Raw genomic sequence first — 20,296 nt, forward strand, 5'->3', positions numbered from 1 at the left:
GACAGGCTACCTCAGCAGGCAGCCTGGTGAACGTTTGGCATTTTTGAATGATAAAAGCAGATGATTCAGGGAATTGTTGATGATTTTATCGAATTTAGAAATTGCTCATTAAATATAGTAGGTTACAGAATACCTTTAAGGGCAACATGATAAAGCAGCATGATGGTTTTACCGTCGACAATCTTGCCCGTTTCAATGCTGCGTAATGCCTCTTCAAGCGTCATTTCCAGCACGTCGATATCTTCTCCCTCTGCCTTGATCCCGCCACCTGCGCCGGTTCTGTCTTTCGGATGGTACTCGGCAAGATAAAAATAGAGTTTTTCCGTGACGGAGCCAGGACTCATGTAGGCTTCAAAGATTTTCTGCACGCGCGAAACGTGAAATCCTGTCTCTTCTTCCGCTTCTGCTTTTATGCGGCTTTCGGGATCCATGTTGTCCAGCAGTCCCGCCGCGGCTTCAATTAAATCGTCCTCATGGCCGTTGATAAAGACAGGGAAGCGGAACTGGCGCGTCAGGATCACCGTCTTTTTCTCACGGTTGTAGAGAAGAATAGTCGCACCGTTGCCACGGTCGTAGACCTCCCGTTGTTGCCGCTGCCATTCACCATCACGGCGCTGAAGGTCGAAGGTGTATTTTTTAAGGTTGTACCAGTTATCTGACAGGGTTTCACTATCAATGATGCGCACATCTGCACGTTTTGATTGCACGTTTGTTCCTCCTTACGTAGAGTTATAATCATAAACAGCATTATCGTGCATCTTCAAGATAAAACATGCAACACCAGGAATTCATGATGCTCACCAGTCAGCGAAAACAATTGATCCTCGAAAAGCTCGGCGCCGAAGGTCAGGTCCAGTCAAAAGCGCTCAGCATTCTCTTTGACGTCTCTGAAGACACCATTCGGCGTGATTTACGCGAGCTGGCGGCAGAAGGGCGTTTACAGCGTGTTCACGGCGGCGCGCTACCGTCATCTTCCGCTATTGCTCCATTTGCCGAACGGCAATCCGTAAAAATGGATGCAAAAAAAAGGGTGGCCCGGAAAGGGGTACAGCTGATTTCATCAGGCCAGGTGGTGATCGTTGACGGTGGTACGACAACCTCAGAGTTGATTACGTTTTTCCCTCCTGACTTGCGTATCACCGTGGTTACGCACAGCCCTGGTATTGCTCTGGGTCTCGTTGATCATCCTTCCATTGAGGTGATTTTGATCGGCGGACGCTTGTATAAACACTCGATTGTTGCGGTCGGTGCTGCGGCCATCGAAGGCATAGAGAATATTCATGCAGACCTGTTCTTTATGGGCGTGACCGGTATTCATCCTGACGCGGGGCTGACAACCGGTGATTTTGAAGAGGCATGCATCAAACGTGCATTTTCCGGCAGAGCCGCGGAGACGGTCGTCCTGGCTTCTCCGGAAAAGATCAACACCGCGTCTTCGTTTGTGATTGGCGATGTGTCTTCGGTGAATACCATCGTCGTTGAAGACAGTACCGATAAGGACTGGATCCGCGCGGTATCGGAAAAAGGGGTATCCGTCTTGTTGACCTCAGACCGCGACAGATGAACATGCTCTGTAAGATGGTCAGCTAAGACGCTTTAAGAGGCCATCATCAACGAGGCCAGCGATGTCTACAAAACGCCAGATACCCGTGAAAAGCAGGACATAAAAATGCTTAACGAGATGAATGATACCCCCTGGGACTGGCCGGAAGATATCAACTGGTGAGACGGAAGTTCTCAAGCCCGAGAGTAATGTTTTCAGTTAGCTCTTTATCAACATTTCTGGTGGCCGTCGCCAGCGGCGAACGGATGTTATCCCGCTTGCTCTGCTTCAGGCGATGGCAGTAATAAAATTTGCATAAATTATGCTCCCCTTCGTCTTAACTCCCTGCGATGATTATGGTTTTGAAGATTTCACTTAAGGAAAGGTGATGAACATACGTTATCCGGTACGGAAAGCCGACGGATGGGACTATAAGAACTATGACCAGCTGCTGACCGACATCCGCAAAAACGCCCACGGGTGGTGGTTACTTGGAGTAAACCGTTACTGGCACGGGGGGATCCATGTTGGGATGTCATCATCTCCGGCCTCGGTGCTGGATCAGGAAACGCCGGAAAAATCGGTGCCGCTACAGTTCATGATGGACGGCGAGGTGGTGGCATGGCGGGTTAATCGGGACTACGCGGCTATCGAGTGTTACCAGGAACGCCCCCTGCGCCAGTCCGGCACCTTTGTGCTGGTCAAATCAGTGTACAAGCCCGACGAACAGGATGAATCGTCCTGGCTGACGCTGTACCAGCTTTACATGCACATCGCGCCATTGTCAGAATTTCCGAAACGCCCGCTTTACCGGGTCACGCAGAAAGGCCAAGGCGTGCGGATGCGTAAACATTCCCGCCATGATGACAGCCGCGAAATCGCGTCGGACGTGCTGGCAAACAAACACGGTCACGCCAGAACGCTGATGCAGGGTGACACGCTTGCCGTGCTGCAACAGAAATCGTTTCTGCTGGAACAACAGCAGGAGCCGTTTGCTCTGGTGCAGCGTCTTCAGGACGGTAAACCCGCCGGGGCGCTGTTCTGGGTCTCGATGCGCCCGGAATTTCTGGAGCCTGACGGAGAATGTTACGTGTACCTGCCTGACTGGATGCACAGCGCACTGAATCACGGCGTGTTTGATGATGTGGTGGTGCCGCCCGCGCCGCTGAAAGTGACGGTGAAAGCAGGGGATGCGGTCGGGTTCCTCGGCGCTCAGGATCTGGCTGACGAAGATAACCATCCGCAGACTATCACCACGGACTATAAAGCTCATATAGAGCTGCTGAGTCTCGACGAGCATGTGCCGGATGTGGTGGCAAACGTGAAGGGCATCAAAACGGGCAAACAGTTCATTAAGCTGAAGCTGAAACGGCCGCTGTACCTGCGAAACGGGGAAGGCGAGGAAAGTACCTTTGAGCAGATGAGCGCCATTACCCGTGCCGATGCAGGGAAAATTATTCCGCGTGATGCCACGTCCTCGTTTACGGATAAAACCGGGGTCACTTACTTTCAAATCCGCCCGCATACGTGGATGCATCAGGACGATGTGGATCAGCTCAGTCAGCATGATTTAGCGGGACTCAACTTTCACTGTATTGAAGCTGAACACACAACCGATTTTACGCGCACGCTGGATGAACGCTGGCTGATTGATGCCCTGAGAAGCATCAGCTCTCACTTTGACGGTGAAAAAGGACCACAGTTCGCACAGGCCAAAATGTTTTATGACAGCCTGATCCACAATGCTGAAAACAGAAGACCGCCGAACCCGTATCCCGATAAATCTCAGGACCAGTATTTGTTCGGGGCACTGCATACCAACCAGATGAACATCCCGGAATATGCGCGGCGGCTGATAGTGAAACACGACAGCGACTGGCACAGTACCCAGGATGATACACGCTGGTCGTCGGTATTTAAGGTCAGGGATGAAAGTCCTGTTGTGAAGATGGCCAACGGGGGATTTCTGGATGCGACGCGCTGGATGGATAAGGTGCCGCCGTTCGCGAGTGAGCGGTCAGTATGGCATTTTCATCCGCTTGAGTTTATGGAAATATTACGGAGTACAGAGTTCCCCAAGACTCCTGTTAATGGGGAATTAACTCCTATAGAATTTATTAATTTCTATAATGGAGACAAAATTGATGATACTGATTATGAAGAGGCTGCAAAAGAATTGGGATGCGAAGTTGCAGCAATTAAAGCTGTAGCAAAAACAGAAACTGGTTCTTATGGCTCCTATTTTAAATTTGAAGATAACGATGATTATGTTCCGCGATATTATTTGAAAGGCATCATTTTCATAAATATACAAATGGAAAATATGATCAGTTCGAAGATATATCAAACTCTGTTGCAGGTGGATATGGTGCAACATCAGTACAGTATACTAAACTAGTCAAAGCATATGCCTTAGACAAGAAAGCTGCTTTGAAAGCGGCATCTTGGGGTAAGTTTCAGATTTTGGCATCGAACTTCGCCACAGCAGGCTACGCCAGCCCTGCGGATTTCGTTTTTGCATTAAGCAAATCTGAAAAAAATCAGTTAAAAGCATTCGTTAGCTTCATTAAGGCTGATAGGGTTTTATTGCATTCCATTCGGACTAAAGATTGGCTTTCATTTGCAAAAAGATATAACGGACCAAAACACAATCGATATGATTTGAAAATGGAGAGAAATTACAATGCGTCATTATAAATTACTTGCGTTAGCGGCAATGTTTCTGTGTGGTTCATCGTTTGCGAGTGATGTATATTTTGTGTGCGACACTGCGAAAGGAACAATCAAACTAGATGAAAACAACGGTGTAATTCGGTACACCTTATCGAAAGACCGCAAAACTGAACTTAACTATGAGTCGAAAGGTAATGATTATTCAGGATTTAAATACAATCATTACTCACGATTTCAAACTGATTACTTCAACGTGTCGTTTGTAAATACAGGGTATAAATACACGATATTTAGTAATTATGAGGATGAGAGTGAAAGCCGTGGGGTTAGTGTTACGAACCTGAATAGCAAGAAGGAATCAGTTTACGATTGTAAGTCCGTTGGCATTGATCGCCTTAGTGATTTGTCGGCAAAACTGGCCTGTGATAAGGACAATGCTCTTGGTTGTGAGTAGCATCAGGTAAACTTCAGAAGTTCGTAAGCACACAAATCTGAAAGGGTCACTGCGGGGATGTATCTCACGCAGTGAACTCTTAGTAAAACGAACCATGCGGACATTACTATTGAACCTTCACATCATTAGTGCGCATAATGTATATTATGTTAAATTGAATGTGGGCATCAGAAAATAAGCCATAAACCGTTCAGTCAAAACCCTCATAGTTGCCTTCCCTCTCACATCAATGCAGTGACCTAGGTCACTGCATCGGTTACTGATGTTGTAGGCTGGCTGGTAGGCCGGTTTGCCGCATCTTCCCAGCGCTGTACGCTCATCTTCTCCAGGGCCTGTTGCTGGCATTAGTTTAGTAATAAATATCCGGAGTTATTCTCCGACCTGAAGCCAAGGGCTTAACAGGCGTGCCTCAGTCTGCGTTACGCTTGTTATGGCGTTTGGTGCCGGTGCGGCAGTGCCTTTTACCGCAGGCGGGTCCGGTGTGATTGCCGCGATTAGCCTGTCCGGTACGCTGGCAACTGGCGCACAATGCATGATTGGCGCGGGCCGTCTGCTGGCTATCCATAACGATCATGGTTCCGATGTTGCCTGGCTCGACAGCCAAGACTAGTATGTAGCTACCACGACGGTTCTGGATGTCATTTCGCTGGCTGCGGCAGGAACCGCACTGCGAGGTACTTTAGAAACGTACAAGCTGATGAAAGCTGCATCCTCAAGTAAAGTTACCGCCTGGTTCCAAAGCCTGAGCCGTGCTGAGCGTAAGCGCATCACGGAAGAGATCATTAAAGCGCAGAATCCAGGTATCTCCAGTGCCGGCGTGAAGGCAGCGATCCGCGCAGGCGTCTACCCGAAACGTTTCCCCAGCGAATCATTACAAAAATCACTGCAACGTGAGCTGATGAGTGCTGTGAACAACGGCCTAACTAAACGCTGAGTATTCAAATGGTTAAAGTTTTTTCCCGTCACCTGCAACGCTGTAACGAGGTGGCTACCAGCATAAGCAATGCCTCTCCGACACAGCTGCAACAGCTAAAGACTGAGTTGGCTGACGAAATGGGCAAACCTGTAGGTCTACACACCATGGGTATTCCAGCGGCGCTCAGTACCCTCGGGGTGATTGTCAGTTTCGCTATTCCTCAGCTGTGGCTGGGGTATGGCGTACTCGCCGGACTCGACCAGCCAGCGGAACACGTATTCGTCTGGGTTGTCCTGATCGCCCTTCTGTTCGCTGGCCTTAACGGCGTGACCATGTTTATGATTGGCAAAGGCAGCATGCGCGCCGTGAAGTTACACCTTACGCTGGCGGTGATAAGCCTGGTTTTAACAGCAGCCTATCTGCTGGTCGCGCTGAGCGGTAGCGCAGCTCCGGGCGTCAGTCTTACCGCGGCGCTAGTGAGTATCGGCATGCTACTGCTTAGCGGCAGTTGTATCCTTTCAACCGCCTTCTATAAGATGCTGCTGTTTACTCTGCATAATCGTGCCTGGCGCAAGCTTCTCAGCCAGACGCGTGCTAAAACAGTGCGCTAAGCGTTCATCCCGTCAAAAACCCGCCATCGCTGGCGGTTTTTTTTATGGTTTTTTATGCCTGCGCAACCAAATTAACTTATACGCCGCAGGAATAATAAACAGCGATAGCAGCGGCGCCGTGATCATCCCGCCAATCATGGGCGCCGCTATCCGGCTCATGACTTCTGACCCGGCACCGGTACCCCAGAGAATGGGCAGCAGACAGGCAATGATCACCGCCACGGTCATCGCCTTTGGCCGCACGCGCAACACGGCGCCATGATAAAGCGCCTCATCAAGCCCCTGTTCGGTGAACGTTTCCCGATGGAACAACGCCGGTTGCGCTTCAATGGCATGACGCAAATACATCAGCATGACCACCCCAAATTCTGCCGCTACCCCGGCCAGGGCGATAAAACCAGTGCCGGTTGCCACAGACATATGGAAGCCCTGCCAGTAGAGGAACCATATCCCCCCGACCAGGGCGAACGGCAGACTCATCAGGATCAGCAACGCCTCATCCACGCGACGGAACGCCAGGTACAGCAGAATGAAGATGATCATCACCGTCATCGGCACCATCAGCTTCAGTTTCTTGTTGGCGTGCTCAAGCAGTTCAAACTGTCCGGAGAATGAGACGCTGGTGCCCGGCCTCAGCTTTACGTTCTGACTGATGGCCGTCTTAATGTCGTTCACCACCGACACCATATCCCTGCCGCGGGCATCAATATAAATCCAGCTTGCAGGCCGGGCATTCTCCGTTTTCAGCATCGTGGGACCGGAAACTACTTTGATATCAGCCACATCGCCCAGCGTGATCTGCTGCTTCATCGGCGTCAGGATCGGCATCTGCTTCAACGCGCTCGGGCTGCTCCGGTAGTCCTGAGGATAGCGAATATTAATCGGATAACGGGCGACGCCTTCCACCGTTTCTCCCACCGTCGCCCCGCCGATTGCCGAGGAGACAAACAGCTGAACATCGCCCACCGTCATCCCGTAGCGCGAGGCTTTTTCCCGGTTGATATTGATATCAATATAGCGCCCGCCCTCCAGACGTTCAGCCAGGGCAGATACCACGCCCGGCACCGTTTTCGCCACCGACTCGATGCTCTGGGCCGTGGCGTCGATATGCGCCAGAACGGTACCTGACACCTTGATGCCGATGGGACTTTTGATCCCGGTGGAAAGCATATCGATGCGGTTACGAATGGGCGGAACCCAGAGGTTAGCCAGACCGGGCAAACGAACGGTCTTGTCGAGCTCGTCAATAATCTTGTCAATCGTCATGCCGGGCCGCCACTCATTCTCAGGTTTCAGCTGAATGGTGGTTTCAACCATTTCAAGCGGCGCGGAGTCCGTTGCGGTCTCTGCTTTACCCGTTTTACCAAAAACAGAGGCCACTTCCGGAACGGTTTTGATGAGCTTGTCCGTTGTCTGTAACAGCGAGGCTGCTTCTGCCGGAGAGACGCCCGGCAACGTCGACGGCATATACAGCAGATCGCCCTCATTAATCTTCGGCAGGAACTCACCGCCCACCTTGCTCAGCGGCCAGATAACCGTGAAGATGGACAAGGCCGCGACCAGCAGGGTTGTTTTTGGCCAGTGGAGCACCCTAATCAGGAGCGGATGGTAGGCTTTAATCAGCAGCCTGTTCAATGGGTTACTGGTCTCTGCGGGAATTTTACCCCGGATCCAGAATCCCATCAGGATAGGGATAACGATGATAGCCAACGCGGCCGCGCCCGCCATGGCGTACGTTTTGGTGAAGGCCAGCGGGCCAAACAGCCGCCCTTCCTGACCCTCAAGGGTAAAGATCGGAATGAACGATAAGGTAATAATCAACAGGCTGATAAACAGCGCTGGCCCCACCTCCACGGAGGCATTGGTGATGACGTTCCAGCGCGTGGCGTTGTCAATGTCTTCCCCGGGATGCTGACGATCCCACTCTTCCAGCCGTTTGTGCGCGTTTTCAATCATGACGATGGCGGCATCCACCATCGCGCCGACCGCAATGGCAATGCCTCCCAGCGACATGATATTGGCGTTCAGCCCCTGGAAGTGCATGACGATAAAGGCGATACACAGGCCAAGCGGCAGAGAGATAATCGCCACCAGCGCGGAACGGACGTGCCAGAGGAACAGGGCGCAGACGATGGCCACCACGATAAACTCTTCGAGCAGCTTGCCGCTCAGGTTATCAATGGCCCGGTCGATGAGCTGGCTGCGATCGTAGGTCGTCACAATCTCAACGCCTTCCGGCAGGCTGGCCTTCAGCGTCTCCAGCTTGTCTTTTACCGCTGTGATGACCTCGCGCGCGTTTTTGCCCGAACGCAGGATCACCACGCCACCCGCAACCTCCCCCTGCCCGTTTAATTCGGCAATACCGCGCCGCATTTCCGGCCCCGTTTGTACGCGAGCCACATCACGAAGGTAAATAGGTACCCCGTTATCTGCGGTTTTCAGAACGATGTTATTGAAATCGTCCATCGTCTGCAGATAACCGCTGGCGCGGACCATATACTCCGCTTCCGCCATTTCAACTGACGATCCCCCCGCCTCCTGGTTAGACGACTCAAGGGCCTGCTTAACCTCGGGCAGGCTGATGCCGTACTGAGCCAGTTTTAACGGATTGACCTGAATCAGATACTGCTTTACCACGCCGCCGACAGAGGCCACTTCAGCAACGTTCGGGATAGTTTTCAGCTCAAATTTCAGGAACCAGTCCTGCAGCGAGCGCAACTCTGCGAGATCGTGTTTTCCGCTGCGATCCACCAGCGCATACTCAAATATCCAGCCCACGCCCGTGGCGTCAGGACCGATTTCAGAGCTCACGCCGGCAGGCAGCTTGCTCTGAACCTGGTTCAGATACTCCAGCACGCGCGAACGGGCCCAGTACAAATCGGTGCCGTCTTCAAAAATGACGTACACGTACGAATCACCAAACTGCGAAAAACCGCGCACGGTCTTTGCGCCGGGAACCGATAGCATGGTGGTCGTGAGTGGATAGGTGACCTGGTTTTCAACAATCTGCGGGGCCTGGCCGGGATAGCTGGTTTTGATAATCACCTGAACGTCAGAGAGATCGGGCAAGGCATCGACCGGGGTGTTGATGATGGTCCATGTCCCCCAGACGCTGAGGAATAGCGCTCCCATCATGACCAGGAAACGGTTAGCGACCGACCGCCGGATAATCCATTCAATCATCATCGTCTCCTTAATGGCCTGAATGCGCGTCGTCAGCTGCTTCAGCGTGGCGCATGCGCTCCAGCGCGCCGGTAATATTGGCCTCCGAGTCAATCAGGAACAGACCGCTGACCACCACCGACTCCCCCTCTTCCAGTCCGCTACCAATACCGGACTGCTGCTGAGATTCATGCAGAACGTGGATCCTTTTCGGCACAAAATTCCCGTCCGCATCAACCGTAATCACGCGCTGTTCTTTGCCGGTATCGATAACGGCCTGGGAGGGGATCAGCAGCATTTCCTGACTTTGGGTATTCAGCTTCAGGTAGGCGTTCATGCCCGGTTTAAGCAATTCATCCCTGTTAGAGACCTGCAGGCGCACCTGCAGCGTACGGGTGTTCTGATCCACGCTCGGCAGGATGTTCCATTTTTCAACCGGGAAGGTTTTGTCCGGATAAGCCGGTATCGAAACAGCAAACTGCGAGGTATCTTTCAGCAGATAAGCAATGGATTCAGGCACTGCCGCGCCGATCCAGACCGGATCCATCCCCTGAATTTGCGCTACTACCTTATCTTTGGAAATATTCATGCCGGTACGCAGATCAAAGGCCGTGATCGCTCCGTCGATCGGCGCCCTGATGGTAAACCGGGTCTGGATAGTGCGGGTCGCACGCAGCCTCTGAATATCCTCATCCGGCATACCAGCCAGCCGAAGCCGTTCCAGAACCCCTTTTATTTGCGTTGGCGTTCCGCCGGTGCCGGATAACAGCAGAAACTCGCTCTGCGCCTCTACCCAGTCAGGAATGGTAATATCAATAAGCGGCGTGCCTTTCTTTACCTTATCGCCCGTCGTCAGCGGGTACACTTTCTCCACGAAGCCTTCCGCGCGCGCCTGCACAATGACAAACTGATAGTCGTTATAGCTAACGTTCGCCGGGATAGTCTGGGAATAATTCAGCGTTTCGCGCGTCACTTTTTGCGTTTTTAATCCCAGATTCTGAACCTGCGTCGGATCGATACGGATACCGGCACTGCTTTTATTTTCGTTTTCATCCGCATATTTCGGTACCAGATCCATATCCATAAACGGCGATTTACCGGGCTTATCGAATTTAACGTCGGGTTTCATCGGGTCATACCAGAAAAGCACCTTTCTTTCAGAGGCGCTATTTTCTGTTTTTTCAGATGAATAAAGTGCCTGCCATGCCGTCACCGATAGCAGCCCTCCCGCAATAAGGCTGCTGACTATCATGGCAGCATATTTTATTTTGAATGAGGCCATGCCGTTTCTCGCTATTTAATGCTCTTGAGTAAAGAGATATTGCCCTGCTGAACAAACGAAAAATTCACGTGACTGCCGACTTTTAAGGCATTGATACTCTCGTCAGCCTGAATGAACGTGAAACGCATGGTCATCGCGGGCCAGCCAATTTCCGGGATGGCTTCATGGGAAATCGTGACTTTTTTATTCTTGAGATCAATGTCCTTCACGATGCCGGTTCCCGTGATGACCTGCTCTGAGGTCCCTTCGCTGGCAGCACTCATCATCTCGTGCTGATGAACCTCAGCCTGGAGGCTGGCAGAAAACACAATGGAGATCGCACCAAATACAACGGCCTTAAGTGAATTGCGCATGGTTATTTTCCTGTTTAATTAAATAACGTTATTCGACCCATCCGCCGCCGAGCGCGGTGAAAAGATTAATCTCATTAACCTGCCGGGCATAAATAAGGTCGAGAATATTTTGTTGGGTGGAGAAAAGAGAACGTTGCGCGTCAAGCACGTCGATATAGCTGACCGCGCCGCTGGAATATAGCCCTCTGGCACGTTGAAGCGTGATACGGAGTGAATCCAGATACCGCTGTTGTGCAGCAAGCTGCTGGTTAATGCTGTCCCGCAGCGCGAGCGCGTCGGCAACCTGTTTAAAGGCGGACTGAATTTTTTGTTCGTAATTAACCACCGACTGCTGCTGGCGAATTTCGGCCAGCTTCAGGTTGGCCTTATTCCTGCCTGCATTAAAAATGGGAAGTTCAATTTTAGGAATGAAATTCCACATCCCGCTTCCTGACGTGAAGAGGCTGGACAACTCCGTGCTGCCTGTTGAAAGCCCGCTGGTCAGCGATATGGACGGGAAAAAGGCGGCGCGCGCAGCGCCGATATTCGCATCGGCCGCTTTAAGCTGATACTCCGCCTCCATAATATCCGGGCGCTGCAGCAGTATCGCTGAGGAAAGATGGGGAGGCAGTTTTACCGGCGCAACGTCGCTGGCGTTCATGCCGCCGTCGCCCGGCAGCGCGCGATACGTGCCGAGGACCAGCTGCAGGGCATTATTGGCCTGCGCCAGCTCCCCCTCTCTCTTGGCTATATCTGCCCGCGTGCTTTCGATCTGTCCCCTGGCCTGTTCCAGCGCCAGGACGGTCGTACTGCCGGTCACCAGCTGCTGCTCTACGAAAGCGTAAGACTGCCGGTAATTGTTCAGCGTTTCCCGCGCGATACGCAGCTGTTTATACGCCAGCTGCTGGTTGAAATAGCTCTGTGACACGTTAGAGACGAGCAGGATATGCACGGCTCGACGGGCCTCTTCGCTGGCGAAAAAGTTTTGTCGGTCGGCGTCGCTCATGCTCCTCAGCTTGCCGAAAAAGTCGAGTTCATAGCTAAGCGCAAGACCGGCGTCGTACTGCTGTGAGGTCGGTTTGTCACTTTTCAGCCCGCCGCTGTACGTGATGCCCGCGGATCCATTCAGCTGTGGATAACGATCCGCATCCGTCACGCTGAACTGCGCCCGGGCTTCCTCGACCTTCAGGGCGGCCATTTTTACATCGCGATTGTTCTTAAGGGCTTCCGCAATCAGCCCCGCAACCTGAGGATCGACAAAAAAGCGTCGCCAGCCGGCGTCCTGATACCCCGTCGCTGCGGGCGTCAGGCCATTACGGGAGAGCGAAAACTGCTGGGGTACAGGTGCTTCCGGTCGCTGGTACTCTGGGGCCAGTGAGACGCAGCCTGCCAGAATAAATACCGTACTGATGCTTAGTCGTTTTAACAGAAACATAACGGTTCAAATGAAGTCCAGAGTAGATTGAGGGCTACTCTACGGAACGCATCCTGTTTGACGGGTGACAGGATAATGACAATGTTGTCATTTTTAGCGTAAGTCATTGTTAACGGTCGCAGGCTCACTAGAATGTCATCAGCAGCCAGTCAGGGGAGCACGATGAAAATACTGATCGTCGAAGACGAAATTAAAACCGGTGAGTACCTGAGTAAGGGGCTGACTGAAGCGGGGTTTGTTGTGGACCACGCTGATAATGGCCTGAACGGCTACCATCTCGCCATGACCGCTGAATACGATCTGCTGATTCTGGATATCATGCTCCCCGATGTGAACGGCTGGGATATTGTCCGCATGCTCCGCTCGGCCGGCAAAGGGATGCCTATCCTGTTGCTTACGGCTCTTGGCACGATTGAACACCGGGTTAAAGGGCTTGAGCTGGGCGCGGATGATTACCTGATTAAGCCTTTCGCCTTTGCTGAGCTGCTCGCCCGGGTAAGAACGCTGTTGAGACGCGGGAATACGGTGATCGCGGAAAGCCAGCTTCAGGTGGCAGACCTGACGGTTGACCTCGTGTCGAGAAAGGTAAGCCGGGCCGGAAGCCGCATCCTGTTAACCAGCAAAGAGTTCAGCCTGCTGGAGTTTTTCATGCGTCATCAGGGAGAAGTGCTTCCCCGCTCCCTGATTGCCTCCCAGGTATGGGACATGAATTTTGACAGCGACACAAACGCGATTGACGTGGCGGTAAAGCGGCTTCGCGCGAAAATCGATAACGATTATGAACCGAAGCTGATCCAGACGGTGCGCGGCGTGGGCTATATGCTGGAGGTGCCGGATGCACGTTAAGCTTCCCAGGCGGCCTTTTTCGCTTGCCCTGCGGCAGACCTTTTTTATTAGTCTCTCCACGATACTGGCCTTTTTCGCCTTTACCTGGTTTATGCTCCATTCCGTTGAACAGCATTTTGCCGAGCAGGATATCAACGATCTGCAGCAAATCAGCATTAAGGTGCGCCACATACTGCAATCACCGGTCGATTCCGATCAAAATAAAATCAGCAAGATCAAAGAGTCGATCGCCGGCTACCGCAGCGTAGCCGTCCTGCTCCTGGATCGACAGGGAAATACGCTGTTCAGCTCGTCGCAAGGGGCGGCACTGCGCCCTGCAATGAACACGGCGGATTTTAGCGAACACTGTCGCATGCAGGATGTGTTTCACTGGACGGTTGAAGATCCTGCCACGCCTGTGCACGCCGGGTCCGACATGAACAGGGAAACGTACCGGATTATCGCCTCGTCAGGAACGGCGACGCTGGAGGGCAAAACGCAGGACTACGTCATGCTGATCGGGCTCTCCATTAATTTTCATCTACACTACCTTGAGGCGCTGAAAAAGAATCTCCTGGCGATTGCCGCGGCAATCAGTCTGCTGATTATTCTTGTCATTCGCATCGCGGTTCGTCAGGGGCATTTGCCCCTGCGTAACGTCAGCAACGCCATTAAAAATATCACGTCAGAAAACCTGGACGCACGGCTGGAGCCGTCCCGCGTGCCCGTTGAGCTGGAACAGCTGGTCATCTCCTTCAACCATATGATCGAAAAGATTGAGGATGTCTTTACCCGTCAGGCGAATTTTTCCGCCGATATCGCGCATGAAATCAGAACCCCCATCACCAACCTGGTGACGCAAACGGAAATCGCGCTGAGCCAGAACCGCTCACAGAAAGAGCTGGAAGATGTTCTTTACTCCAGTCTGGAAGAGTACAACCGGATGACCCGAATGGTCAGCGATATGCTTTTCCTGGCACAGGCGGATAACAACCAGCTGATCCCTGACCGGGTGATTTTTGATTTAAGTGCGGAGGTCATGAAAGTCTTCGATTTCTTCGAAGCCTGGGCGGAAGAACGCAACATCACGCTGAAATTTAACGGGATGCCCTGCCTGATAGAAGGCGATCCTCAGATGTTCAGAAGAGCAATGAATAATCTGCTCTCTAATGCCCTGCGCTATACGCCAGCAGGAAAAGCGGTGACGGTCTCCATCAGAAATCAGGATAACGACGTTGAACTGATGATAGAAAATCCCGGTACGCCGATCCCTCAGGAACATCTGCCAAAGCTGTTTGACCGTTTCTATCGCGTCGATCCGTCAAGACAGCGCAAAGGCGAAGGCAGCGGGATCGGGCTTGCCATCGTGAAGTCCATCGTCACCGCGCACCACGGAAAAGTACGCGTGGAATCGGATGAGGTGTCGACACGCTTTATCCTCTCCGTGCCGATAAAAGTGGGCTGAGCAGGCTGCGCCCTGCGCTTAGGGCATCAGCCTGATTCGCCCGGCGGCGCCAGGCTTACTCCAGCGCCAGCAGCGCAAAGCTCGCCAGCCAGTGCCCGCCGCTGTAGTGGCTGCCGACCACATGCTCGACGCTCGCCGTCAGGTGTTTCGCCACCGCCTCGCGCAGCGCCTGCTGCGCCGAATGGTCTGCGGGAAGCGCGCGGGCAATATGCTTCATGCACCAGGCGCGGCTGAGGTTTAACCCGTCCAGATGGGCAATTTTCGGGTCGGTACGGTCGCTCACCTCCGCCGGGTTCATCAATGCCGCGACGGATCCAACCTCCGGAAGAAACGCGTCAAACCAGGCCGGGAAGTCCTCCGCCACCTTGCTCATCAGCAGCGCTTCCGTCAGCGCCCCGGAAATGTACTCATCACCGCCGGGTTCGTAGTGCGCCGGATAGCGCGTGTCGGCGAGATAAAACCGCTCCGCCGCCGTCACAATCGCCTGCTCAAGCGCGCTATCTTCTACGGCTCGGGCGTAGTCCAGCCCCAGCGCGAGGGCAAACGCCGTGTTGTAGTGCGTCCCGACGCGGATCGGATAGGTGAGCTTACCGAGGTAATCCATCAGCCGGTTACGAATATCCCGGGTTAACGGCTCAAGCGTCCGGTACCAGCCTGCGGCCTGCGGCAGCGACGACTGTTTTAGCTCCTGGGCCAGCGCCAGCAGCCAGCCGTAGCCATACGGGCGCTCAAACGAGGCGCGGAACGGCGCGGTGAAATAGGCCAGCTCCTTCGCCACGTTCTCTTCCGTCAGGTGCTCGTCGAAAAGCGCGACGATCGCGTCCCGGCCCGGCAGTTCCGGATAGAGCCGCACGCAGCGCAGCAGCAGCCAGTAGCCATGCACCGCCGAGTGCCAGTCGAAACAGCCGTAGAAAATCGGGTGCAGTTCGCGCGGCGGCAGCACGTCGCCATCATCATTCAGCAGGTGCATGATGTGGTTCGGGTATTCCTGGCGCAAATAGGTCAACGGCATGCGAGCAAACGCGTCAGCCTGATGTTGCGTTAATTCCATAACAGCTCCTTAGCGAAACACGAGGAAATACATGAGGAACACGTTCACCAACAGCAGGGTTAACGCGGTCGGGATCTGGATCTTGATCACCTGATATTTGTCTTTCAGCTCCAGCAGCGCGGCAGGAACAATGTTGAAGTTCGCGGCCATCGGCGTCATCAGCGTGCCGCAATAGCCCGCGTACATGCCAATCGCCAGCAGCGGCGCCGGGTTCCCGTGATGCACGTTGATCAGGAACGGCAACGCGATCCCCGCGCTCAGCACCGGGAAGGCCGCAAACGCATTCCCCATGATCATGGTAAACAGCGCCATCCCCACGCAGTAAATCACCACCAGCATAAAGCGGTTATCCGGGTTAACGAACAGGCTCACCACCTTCTGCACCGAATCACCGGTGTTGGCCGCCACGAACACGCCGCCAAGCATCGCCAGCATCTGCGGCAGGATCACAGCCCAGCCGATGGTATCGACAAGACGACGAGACTGACGAATAGCGTGCAGCGGCGTGCCTTTGGTGAGCCACCATCCGGTGAGGATCGCCGCGACGCAGGCCACGCACAGCGCCGCCAGGGTAAGCTGTTTCTGATCGAGCAGGAACACGCCGCCAACCGACACGCCCTTCAGGAACAGGGTGCCGATAACCGTCACCACCGGGATCATCAGCGCGGGCAGGAATAGCCAGTTTTTAAGGCGGTTTGACGAGGCGAGACGTTCGTCTTCGGTGGACATTTTATAGTGCCCTTTACCGACCAGACCAAAACCCGCCAGCAGCGCGATAGCGATGACGCCGCCGCCGATTATCCGGTACGCCAGCGATTTCCCCAGCCCCTGCACCATCAGGTCCCCAAACAGGAAGATCCCGCCGAATAAAAACCAGAACAGCGCCGTAGTAAAACGCTTCGGATTGGCGCGATCGCGCAGGGTCATCACAACCAGCAGCATCACGACAAAGCCGATCAGGTAGTACACGCGGTTAATGGTGATAAGCGTCATCATTGCGCGGCCCCCTGCGTGCCCTGCTCTGCACGCCAGGCCATCACGTCGCGACGGATGCTGGCATCCAGACGCAGCAGGCGCGTCATATGAATAATTAATGCCGCAATGGCGGTTGGGATAGCCCACAGGCCGATATGCAGCGGTTCAATGCCCGGAATACCGTTCTCTTTCAGGAACGCGTCGATCAGCAGCACCGCGCCAAAGGCAATAAAGATATCCTCCCCAAAGAAGACCGCGATATTGTCACACGCGGCGGCATGGGCTTTGATTTTGTCGCGGATGTGCTGCGGCAGCTCGCCGTATTCGTTCAGCGCCGCCCCTTCGGCCATCGGCGCCAGCAGCGGGCGAACCGTCTGGGCATGGCCGCCCAGCGACATCAGCCCCAGCGCGGCGGTGCCTTCACGGGCGACAAAATAGAGCATCAGAATACGCGCCGAGGTGGCGCTGGCGATCTTCGCCACCCAGGCCTGGGCACGCTCCTTTAGCCCGTAATATTCCAGCAGACCAATCACGGGCAGGATCAGAATGAATGTCGCCAGCGATCGGCTATTCACAAACTTTTCGCCAAAGGTCTCCAGCAGCATGCCGAAATCCATACCGACCAGCAGACCCGTCGCCAGCCCCGCCACCACGACCACCAGCAGCGGGTTGAAGCGCAGTGCAAAACCAATAACCACGATCGGTATCCCGATCAGCGGCAACAGCGTAGTACCGTCCATAACGTTTACCCTATCCAAAGTGAGCGTTGCGCGCCGACGGCTATTTTTTTATTTTGCGGCGAGCGATGTTGTGTTTTTCGTCAGGCTTCGCAAAACCTGCGCTAAAAAGCTATATCTGAACCTCAAAAACATGTAAACAAATTATCAATAAAATGTTCTTATTTTATCGATGAGTTTACATTTCTGGTTAAGGAACGTTATGACCTCCAAAAAGAGTGCTTCACCCGATCGCGACGATATTAACGACGGTCGGATCGTCTCTTCACGCCATCTGGTATCCGAGCGCTGCGCGGAACTGTCAGAGCTGGAGTACGCGCTGATCATGACCAGCAACGCGTTCAATAAATGGATGGTGCGCTGCATGGCCGCAGCCGGTGAACCGGATATGGGCGCATTTGACGTGTCGCTGCTGCATCATGTGAACCACCGCGACCGCAAGAAAAAGCTGGCCGATATCTGTTTCGTTCTCAATGTGGAAGATACCCACGTGGTGACCTATGCCCTGAAAAAGCTGGTCAAAGCGGGCTACGTGACGAGCGAGAAAGCGGGCAAAGAACTCTTTTTCTCCACCACCGAGGAAGGGAAAGCGCTGTGCATGAAATACCGGGACGTGCGGGAGGCGTGTCTGATCGCAATCCACGCGGAGAGCGGCATTGCCGGGAAATCGATTGGCGAGACCGCGCAGCTGTTACGCACGATCTCCTCCCTGTATGACACCGCCGCCCGCGCGGCGGCATCACTCTAGGGTTAAGGACGTCGGAACAGCGTAATACTGCGTCCGGCCAGTTCATACTCTACGGCGTCGGTGATCGCCGTCCCGGCGGCAGCGTCATCTGCCGTAGACAGCTCCAGCACCCATCCCCCTTCGCCAAACTGCGGGATCTGGAACGGCACGGTGCCTTCAAACGGGTTGAACAGCATCAGCACGTCGTGCCAGATGCCGTCCTCCTGCCTGAGATCAGGCCTGCTGATGGAGACCCCGAGCGTTGAACCTTCATCCCACTGCTCGGCCTGCTGCGCGCCGCCTCCGGCATTGAACCAGCGGATCTCCAGCCCGTCGCGCCAGCTTTCACGGCGCAATAAAGGCTGCTGCGCGCGAAGGGCAATGAGCCGTTGGGTAAACTCGCGCAGCGCGGCGTCGTTTTCGGTTATCCCGTTCCAGTCGATCCACGAGATCTCGCTGTCCTGGCAGTAGCCGTTGTTGTTGCCCTTCTGCGTGCGGCCAAACTCGTCCCCGGCCAGCAGCATCGGCGTGCCGTGGGAAAACAGCAGCGTGGTCAGGAAATTACGTTTCTGCCGTTCGCGGGTAGCAATAATATCCGGGTTCTCCGTCGGCCCTTCTTCGCCATAGTTGTACGAACGGTTATCGTTATGCCCGTCGTTATTATCCTCGCCGTTGTCGGCGTTATGCTTTTCGTTGTACGACACCAGGTCATTCAGCGTAAAGCCGTCGTGGGCGGTGATGAAGTTGACGCTGGCCCACGGACGACGCCCGCGCTGGTCGTACAGATCGCCGGAGCCGAGCAGACGCGCGGCAAAATCGGTAGAGACGTTATCGCCCTTCCAGTACTCGCGGACGGTATCGCGGTATTTGTCGTTCCACTCCCCCCAGCCGGGCGGGAATCCGCCCACCTGATAGCCGCCGGGACCGATATCCCAGGGTTCACCAATCAGCTTCAGTCGGGATAAGACCGGATCCTGAGTCATGGCGTCAAAAAAACCGCCGCGCGGGTCAAACCCTTCGGGCTCGCGGCCCAGGATCGTCCCGAGGTCGAAACGAAAACCGTCAATATGCATTGATTCCGCCCAGTAGCGCAGAGAGTCCATCACCATCTGCAGCACGCGCGGGTGCGAGGTGTTGACCGTATTTCCCGTCCCGGTGTCGTTGATGTAATACCGGTGCTGGTCCGGGAGCGTGCGGTAATAGCTGTAGTTATCAATCCCCTTAAACGAGAGCGTGGGGCCAAGCTCATTTCCTTCCGCCGTGTGGTTGTACACCACGTCCAGAATCACATCGATGCCCGCATCATGATACGCGCGCACCATGTCGCGAAAGCCCTGGATACCCGCCGGGCCGTAGTAGCGCGACGCCGGAGCAAAAAAGCCGAGGGTGTTATAGCCCCAGAAGTTCTTCAGGCCGCGGTCGAGCAGATGCTGGTCGTCCGGGAACCAGTGAACCGGCAGCAGCTCCACCGAGGTAATGCCCAGGCTCTTGATGTAGTCCACCGAGGCTTTGTGGCCCATCCCCTCAAACGTGCCGCGCAGCTCGGGCGGAATGGCCGGGTTCATCTGGGTAAAGCCCTTCACGTGGCTTTCATAAACGACGGCGTGCGGCCAGGGAACGTTTGGCCGGTTAGTGTCCTGCCAGTCGAAGGCGTTCGGGTCGATAACCCTGCATTTTGGCGTGAACGGCGCGCTGTCGCGGGTATCAAAACTGAGATCCCGTTCATCATGCCCCAGCTCATAGCCGAAATGGGCGTCGTTCCAGTCGATATCGCCCACCAGTTCTCGGGCGTAGGGGTCGATAAGCAGCTTGTGCGGGTTAAAGCGGTGACCGTTTTCCGGATCGTAAGGGCCGTAGACGCGATAGCCGTACAGCGCGCCGGGCTTCAGGTCGGGCACATAGCCGTGCCAGACCTCATGGGTATATTCCGGCAGCGTCAGCCGGGCGATTTCCGTTTTTCCTGACGGGTCAAACAGGCAGAGTTCCACCCGCTCGGCGTGAGCGGAGAACAGCGCGAAGTTGACCCCTTTTCCGTCATAATTCGCCCCCAACTGCTGGCCATGACCGGCCCGAATTTCAAACGTAGTTTCCTTTGCCATTTTCGTTCT

The 20,296-nt window shown here is 54.2% G+C and carries 18 protein-coding genes and 1 pseudogene; 9 read left to right on the forward strand and 10 right to left on the reverse strand.

Going from position 1 to position 20,296, the window contains the following annotated elements; all coding sequences use genetic code 11:
* Nucleotides 1-122: 122 nt before the first annotated feature.
* Nucleotides 123-707: an NUDIX domain-containing protein gene (locus KGP24_RS11990; protein WP_223560565.1), complete on the reverse strand. Its 585-nt coding sequence runs from the start codon at nt 705-707 to the stop codon at nt 123-125.
* 86 nt (nt 708-793) lie between these two features.
* On the opposite strand from KGP24_RS11990, the gene KGP24_RS11995 reads away from it, so the two are divergent.
* From KGP24_RS11995 to KGP24_RS12005, 3 genes are all read left to right on the forward strand, one after another.
* Nucleotides 794-1,564 carry a DeoR/GlpR family DNA-binding transcription regulator gene (locus KGP24_RS11995; RefSeq protein WP_223563492.1) on the forward strand — a complete coding sequence of 257 codons (771 nt, stop codon included), beginning with the start codon at nt 794-796 and terminating at the stop codon, nt 1,562-1,564.
* Nucleotides 1,565-3,820: 2,256 nt separating this feature from the next.
* Nucleotides 3,821-4,240 (forward strand): N-acetylmuramidase domain-containing protein, encoded by a 420-nt coding sequence (locus tag KGP24_RS12000; protein WP_223563493.1) that lies wholly within the window; start codon nt 3,821-3,823, stop codon nt 4,238-4,240.
* Nucleotides 4,227-4,670: a hypothetical protein gene (locus KGP24_RS12005; RefSeq protein ID WP_223560566.1), complete on the forward strand. Its 444-nt coding sequence runs from the start codon at nt 4,227-4,229 to the stop codon at nt 4,668-4,670. Before KGP24_RS12000 ends, KGP24_RS12005 begins: the two co-directional genes overlap by 14 nt.
* 264 nt (nt 4,671-4,934) lie before the next feature.
* Here KGP24_RS12005 and KGP24_RS12010 read toward each other — a convergent pair.
* Nucleotides 4,935-5,011 (reverse strand): annotated as a pseudogene (locus KGP24_RS12010) (hypothetical protein); the annotation flags it as partial.
* A gap of 113 nt (nt 5,012-5,124) precedes the next feature.
* On the opposite strand from KGP24_RS12010, the gene KGP24_RS12015 reads away from it, so the two are divergent.
* The 3 genes from KGP24_RS12015 (at nt 5,125) to KGP24_RS12025 (ending at nt 6,197) form a co-directional block, all read left to right on the forward strand.
* Nucleotides 5,125-5,280: a hypothetical protein gene (locus KGP24_RS12015; RefSeq protein WP_223560567.1), complete on the forward strand. Its 156-nt coding sequence runs from the start codon at nt 5,125-5,127 to the stop codon at nt 5,278-5,280.
* 87 nt (nt 5,281-5,367) lie between these two features.
* On the forward strand, nt 5,368-5,604 hold the full coding sequence (locus KGP24_RS12020; RefSeq protein ID WP_223560568.1) for a hypothetical protein: 237 nt from the start codon (nt 5,368-5,370) through the stop codon (nt 5,602-5,604).
* Nucleotides 5,605-5,612: 8 nt separating this feature from the next.
* Complete coding sequence (locus KGP24_RS12025) at nt 5,613-6,197, forward strand: hypothetical protein (protein ID WP_223560569.1); 585 nt, start codon at nt 5,613-5,615, stop codon at nt 6,195-6,197.
* 42 nt (nt 6,198-6,239) lie between these two features.
* Here the strand turns inward: KGP24_RS12025 and silA are convergent, their stop codons facing one another.
* The 4 genes from silA to KGP24_RS12045 are packed head-to-tail and all read right to left on the reverse strand — an operon-like array spanning nt 6,240 to nt 12,408.
* Nucleotides 6,240-9,380 (reverse strand): Cu(+)/Ag(+) efflux RND transporter permease subunit SilA, encoded by a 3,141-nt coding sequence (gene silA, locus KGP24_RS12030; protein WP_223563494.1) that lies wholly within the window; start codon nt 9,378-9,380, stop codon nt 6,240-6,242.
* Between the two features lie 10 nt (nt 9,381-9,390).
* Nucleotides 9,391-10,641: an efflux RND transporter periplasmic adaptor subunit gene (locus KGP24_RS12035; RefSeq protein WP_223560570.1), complete on the reverse strand. Its 1,251-nt coding sequence runs from the start codon at nt 10,639-10,641 to the stop codon at nt 9,391-9,393.
* Between the two features lie 11 nt (nt 10,642-10,652).
* Nucleotides 10,653-10,994: a cation efflux system protein CusF gene (gene cusF, locus KGP24_RS12040; RefSeq protein ID WP_223560571.1), complete on the reverse strand. Its 342-nt coding sequence runs from the start codon at nt 10,992-10,994 to the stop codon at nt 10,653-10,655.
* 28 nt (nt 10,995-11,022) lie between these two features.
* A complete protein-coding gene (locus KGP24_RS12045; RefSeq protein ID WP_223560572.1) occupies nt 11,023-12,408 on the reverse strand; it encodes an efflux transporter outer membrane subunit in 1,386 nt (461 codons plus the stop codon).
* Between the two features lie 162 nt (nt 12,409-12,570).
* Between KGP24_RS12045 and KGP24_RS12050 the strand changes: the two genes are divergently transcribed.
* Both KGP24_RS12050 and KGP24_RS12055 read left to right on the forward strand, forming a co-directional pair.
* Nucleotides 12,571-13,254 carry a copper/silver response regulator transcription factor gene (locus tag KGP24_RS12050; RefSeq protein WP_159515639.1) on the forward strand — a complete coding sequence of 228 codons (684 nt, stop codon included), beginning with the start codon at nt 12,571-12,573 and terminating at the stop codon, nt 13,252-13,254.
* The gene (locus KGP24_RS12055) at nt 13,244-14,698 is read left to right on the forward strand and encodes a Cu(+)/Ag(+) sensor histidine kinase (protein ID WP_223560573.1); all 1,455 of its coding nucleotides are present in this window, start codon (nt 13,244-13,246) and stop codon (nt 14,696-14,698) included. Before KGP24_RS12050 ends, KGP24_RS12055 begins: the two co-directional genes overlap by 11 nt.
* Nucleotides 14,699-14,753: 55 nt before the next feature.
* Here KGP24_RS12055 and KGP24_RS12060 read toward each other — a convergent pair whose 3' ends face one another.
* The 3 genes from KGP24_RS12060 to KGP24_RS12070 are packed head-to-tail and all read right to left on the reverse strand — an operon-like array spanning nt 14,754 to nt 17,464.
* Nucleotides 14,754-15,749 carry a DUF2891 domain-containing protein gene (locus KGP24_RS12060; protein WP_223560574.1) on the reverse strand — a complete coding sequence of 332 codons (996 nt, stop codon included), beginning with the start codon at nt 15,747-15,749 and terminating at the stop codon, nt 14,754-14,756.
* A gap of 9 nt (nt 15,750-15,758) precedes the next feature.
* On the reverse strand, nt 15,759-16,745 hold the full coding sequence (locus KGP24_RS12065) for a DUF979 domain-containing protein (protein WP_223560575.1): 987 nt from the start codon (nt 16,743-16,745) through the stop codon (nt 15,759-15,761).
* Nucleotides 16,742-17,464, reverse strand: coding sequence for a DUF969 domain-containing protein (locus KGP24_RS12070; RefSeq protein WP_047653331.1), 723 nt, complete (start codon nt 17,462-17,464; stop codon nt 16,742-16,744). The genes KGP24_RS12065 and KGP24_RS12070 overlap by 4 nt, the downstream gene beginning before the upstream one ends.
* Before the next feature lie 199 nt (nt 17,465-17,663).
* Here KGP24_RS12070 and KGP24_RS12075 point away from each other — a divergent pair, with 199 nt between their 5' ends.
* The gene (locus KGP24_RS12075) at nt 17,664-18,209 is read left to right on the forward strand and encodes a winged helix DNA-binding protein (protein WP_023335754.1); all 546 of its coding nucleotides are present in this window, start codon (nt 17,664-17,666) and stop codon (nt 18,207-18,209) included.
* A 2-nt stretch (nt 18,210-18,211) separates the two neighbouring features.
* On the opposite strand, the gene glgX is transcribed toward KGP24_RS12075, so the two are convergent.
* Nucleotides 18,212-20,287 (reverse strand): glycogen debranching protein GlgX, encoded by a 2,076-nt coding sequence (gene glgX / locus KGP24_RS12080; RefSeq protein WP_223560576.1) that lies wholly within the window; start codon nt 20,285-20,287, stop codon nt 18,212-18,214.
* Nucleotides 20,288-20,296 lie beyond the last annotated feature (9 nt).

This window comes from Enterobacter sp. JBIWA008 (assembly GCF_019968765.1).
In the GTDB taxonomy this organism is placed as follows: Bacteria; Pseudomonadota; Gammaproteobacteria; order Enterobacterales; family Enterobacteriaceae; genus Enterobacter.

Excerpts from the sequence above, each read along its gene's own strand:
- KGP24_RS11995 (WP_223563492.1), top strand. The coding sequence starts at position 794 with ATGCTCACCAGTCAGCGAAAACAATTGATCCTCGAAAAGCTCGGCGCC.
- KGP24_RS12005 (WP_223560566.1), top strand. The coding sequence starts at position 4,227 with ATGCGTCATTATAAATTACTTGCGTTAGCGGCAATGTTTCTGTGTGGT.
- KGP24_RS12020 (WP_223560568.1), top strand. The coding sequence starts at position 5,368 with ATGAAAGCTGCATCCTCAAGTAAAGTTACCGCCTGGTTCCAAAGCCTG.
- KGP24_RS12025 (WP_223560569.1), top strand. The coding sequence starts at position 5,613 with ATGGTTAAAGTTTTTTCCCGTCACCTGCAACGCTGTAACGAGGTGGCT.
- silA (WP_223563494.1), bottom strand. The coding sequence starts at position 9,380 with ATGATTGAATGGATTATCCGGCGGTCGGTCGCTAACCGTTTCCTGGTC.
- KGP24_RS12035 (WP_223560570.1), bottom strand. The coding sequence starts at position 10,641 with ATGGCCTCATTCAAAATAAAATATGCTGCCATGATAGTCAGCAGCCTT.
- cusF (WP_223560571.1), bottom strand. The coding sequence starts at position 10,994 with ATGCGCAATTCACTTAAGGCCGTTGTATTTGGTGCGATCTCCATTGTG.
- KGP24_RS12045 (WP_223560572.1), bottom strand. The coding sequence starts at position 12,408 with ATGTTTCTGTTAAAACGACTAAGCATCAGTACGGTATTTATTCTGGCA.
- KGP24_RS12050 (WP_159515639.1), top strand. The coding sequence starts at position 12,571 with ATGAAAATACTGATCGTCGAAGACGAAATTAAAACCGGTGAGTACCTG.
- KGP24_RS12055 (WP_223560573.1), top strand. The coding sequence starts at position 13,244 with ATGCACGTTAAGCTTCCCAGGCGGCCTTTTTCGCTTGCCCTGCGGCAG.
- KGP24_RS12060 (WP_223560574.1), bottom strand. The coding sequence starts at position 15,749 with ATGGAATTAACGCAACATCAGGCTGACGCGTTTGCTCGCATGCCGTTG.
- KGP24_RS12065 (WP_223560575.1), bottom strand. The coding sequence starts at position 16,745 with ATGATGACGCTTATCACCATTAACCGCGTGTACTACCTGATCGGCTTT.
- KGP24_RS12070 (WP_047653331.1), bottom strand. The coding sequence starts at position 17,464 with ATGGACGGTACTACGCTGTTGCCGCTGATCGGGATACCGATCGTGGTT.
- KGP24_RS12075 (WP_023335754.1), top strand. The coding sequence starts at position 17,664 with ATGACCTCCAAAAAGAGTGCTTCACCCGATCGCGACGATATTAACGAC.
- glgX (WP_223560576.1), bottom strand. The coding sequence starts at position 20,287 with ATGGCAAAGGAAACTACGTTTGAAATTCGGGCCGGTCATGGCCAGCAG.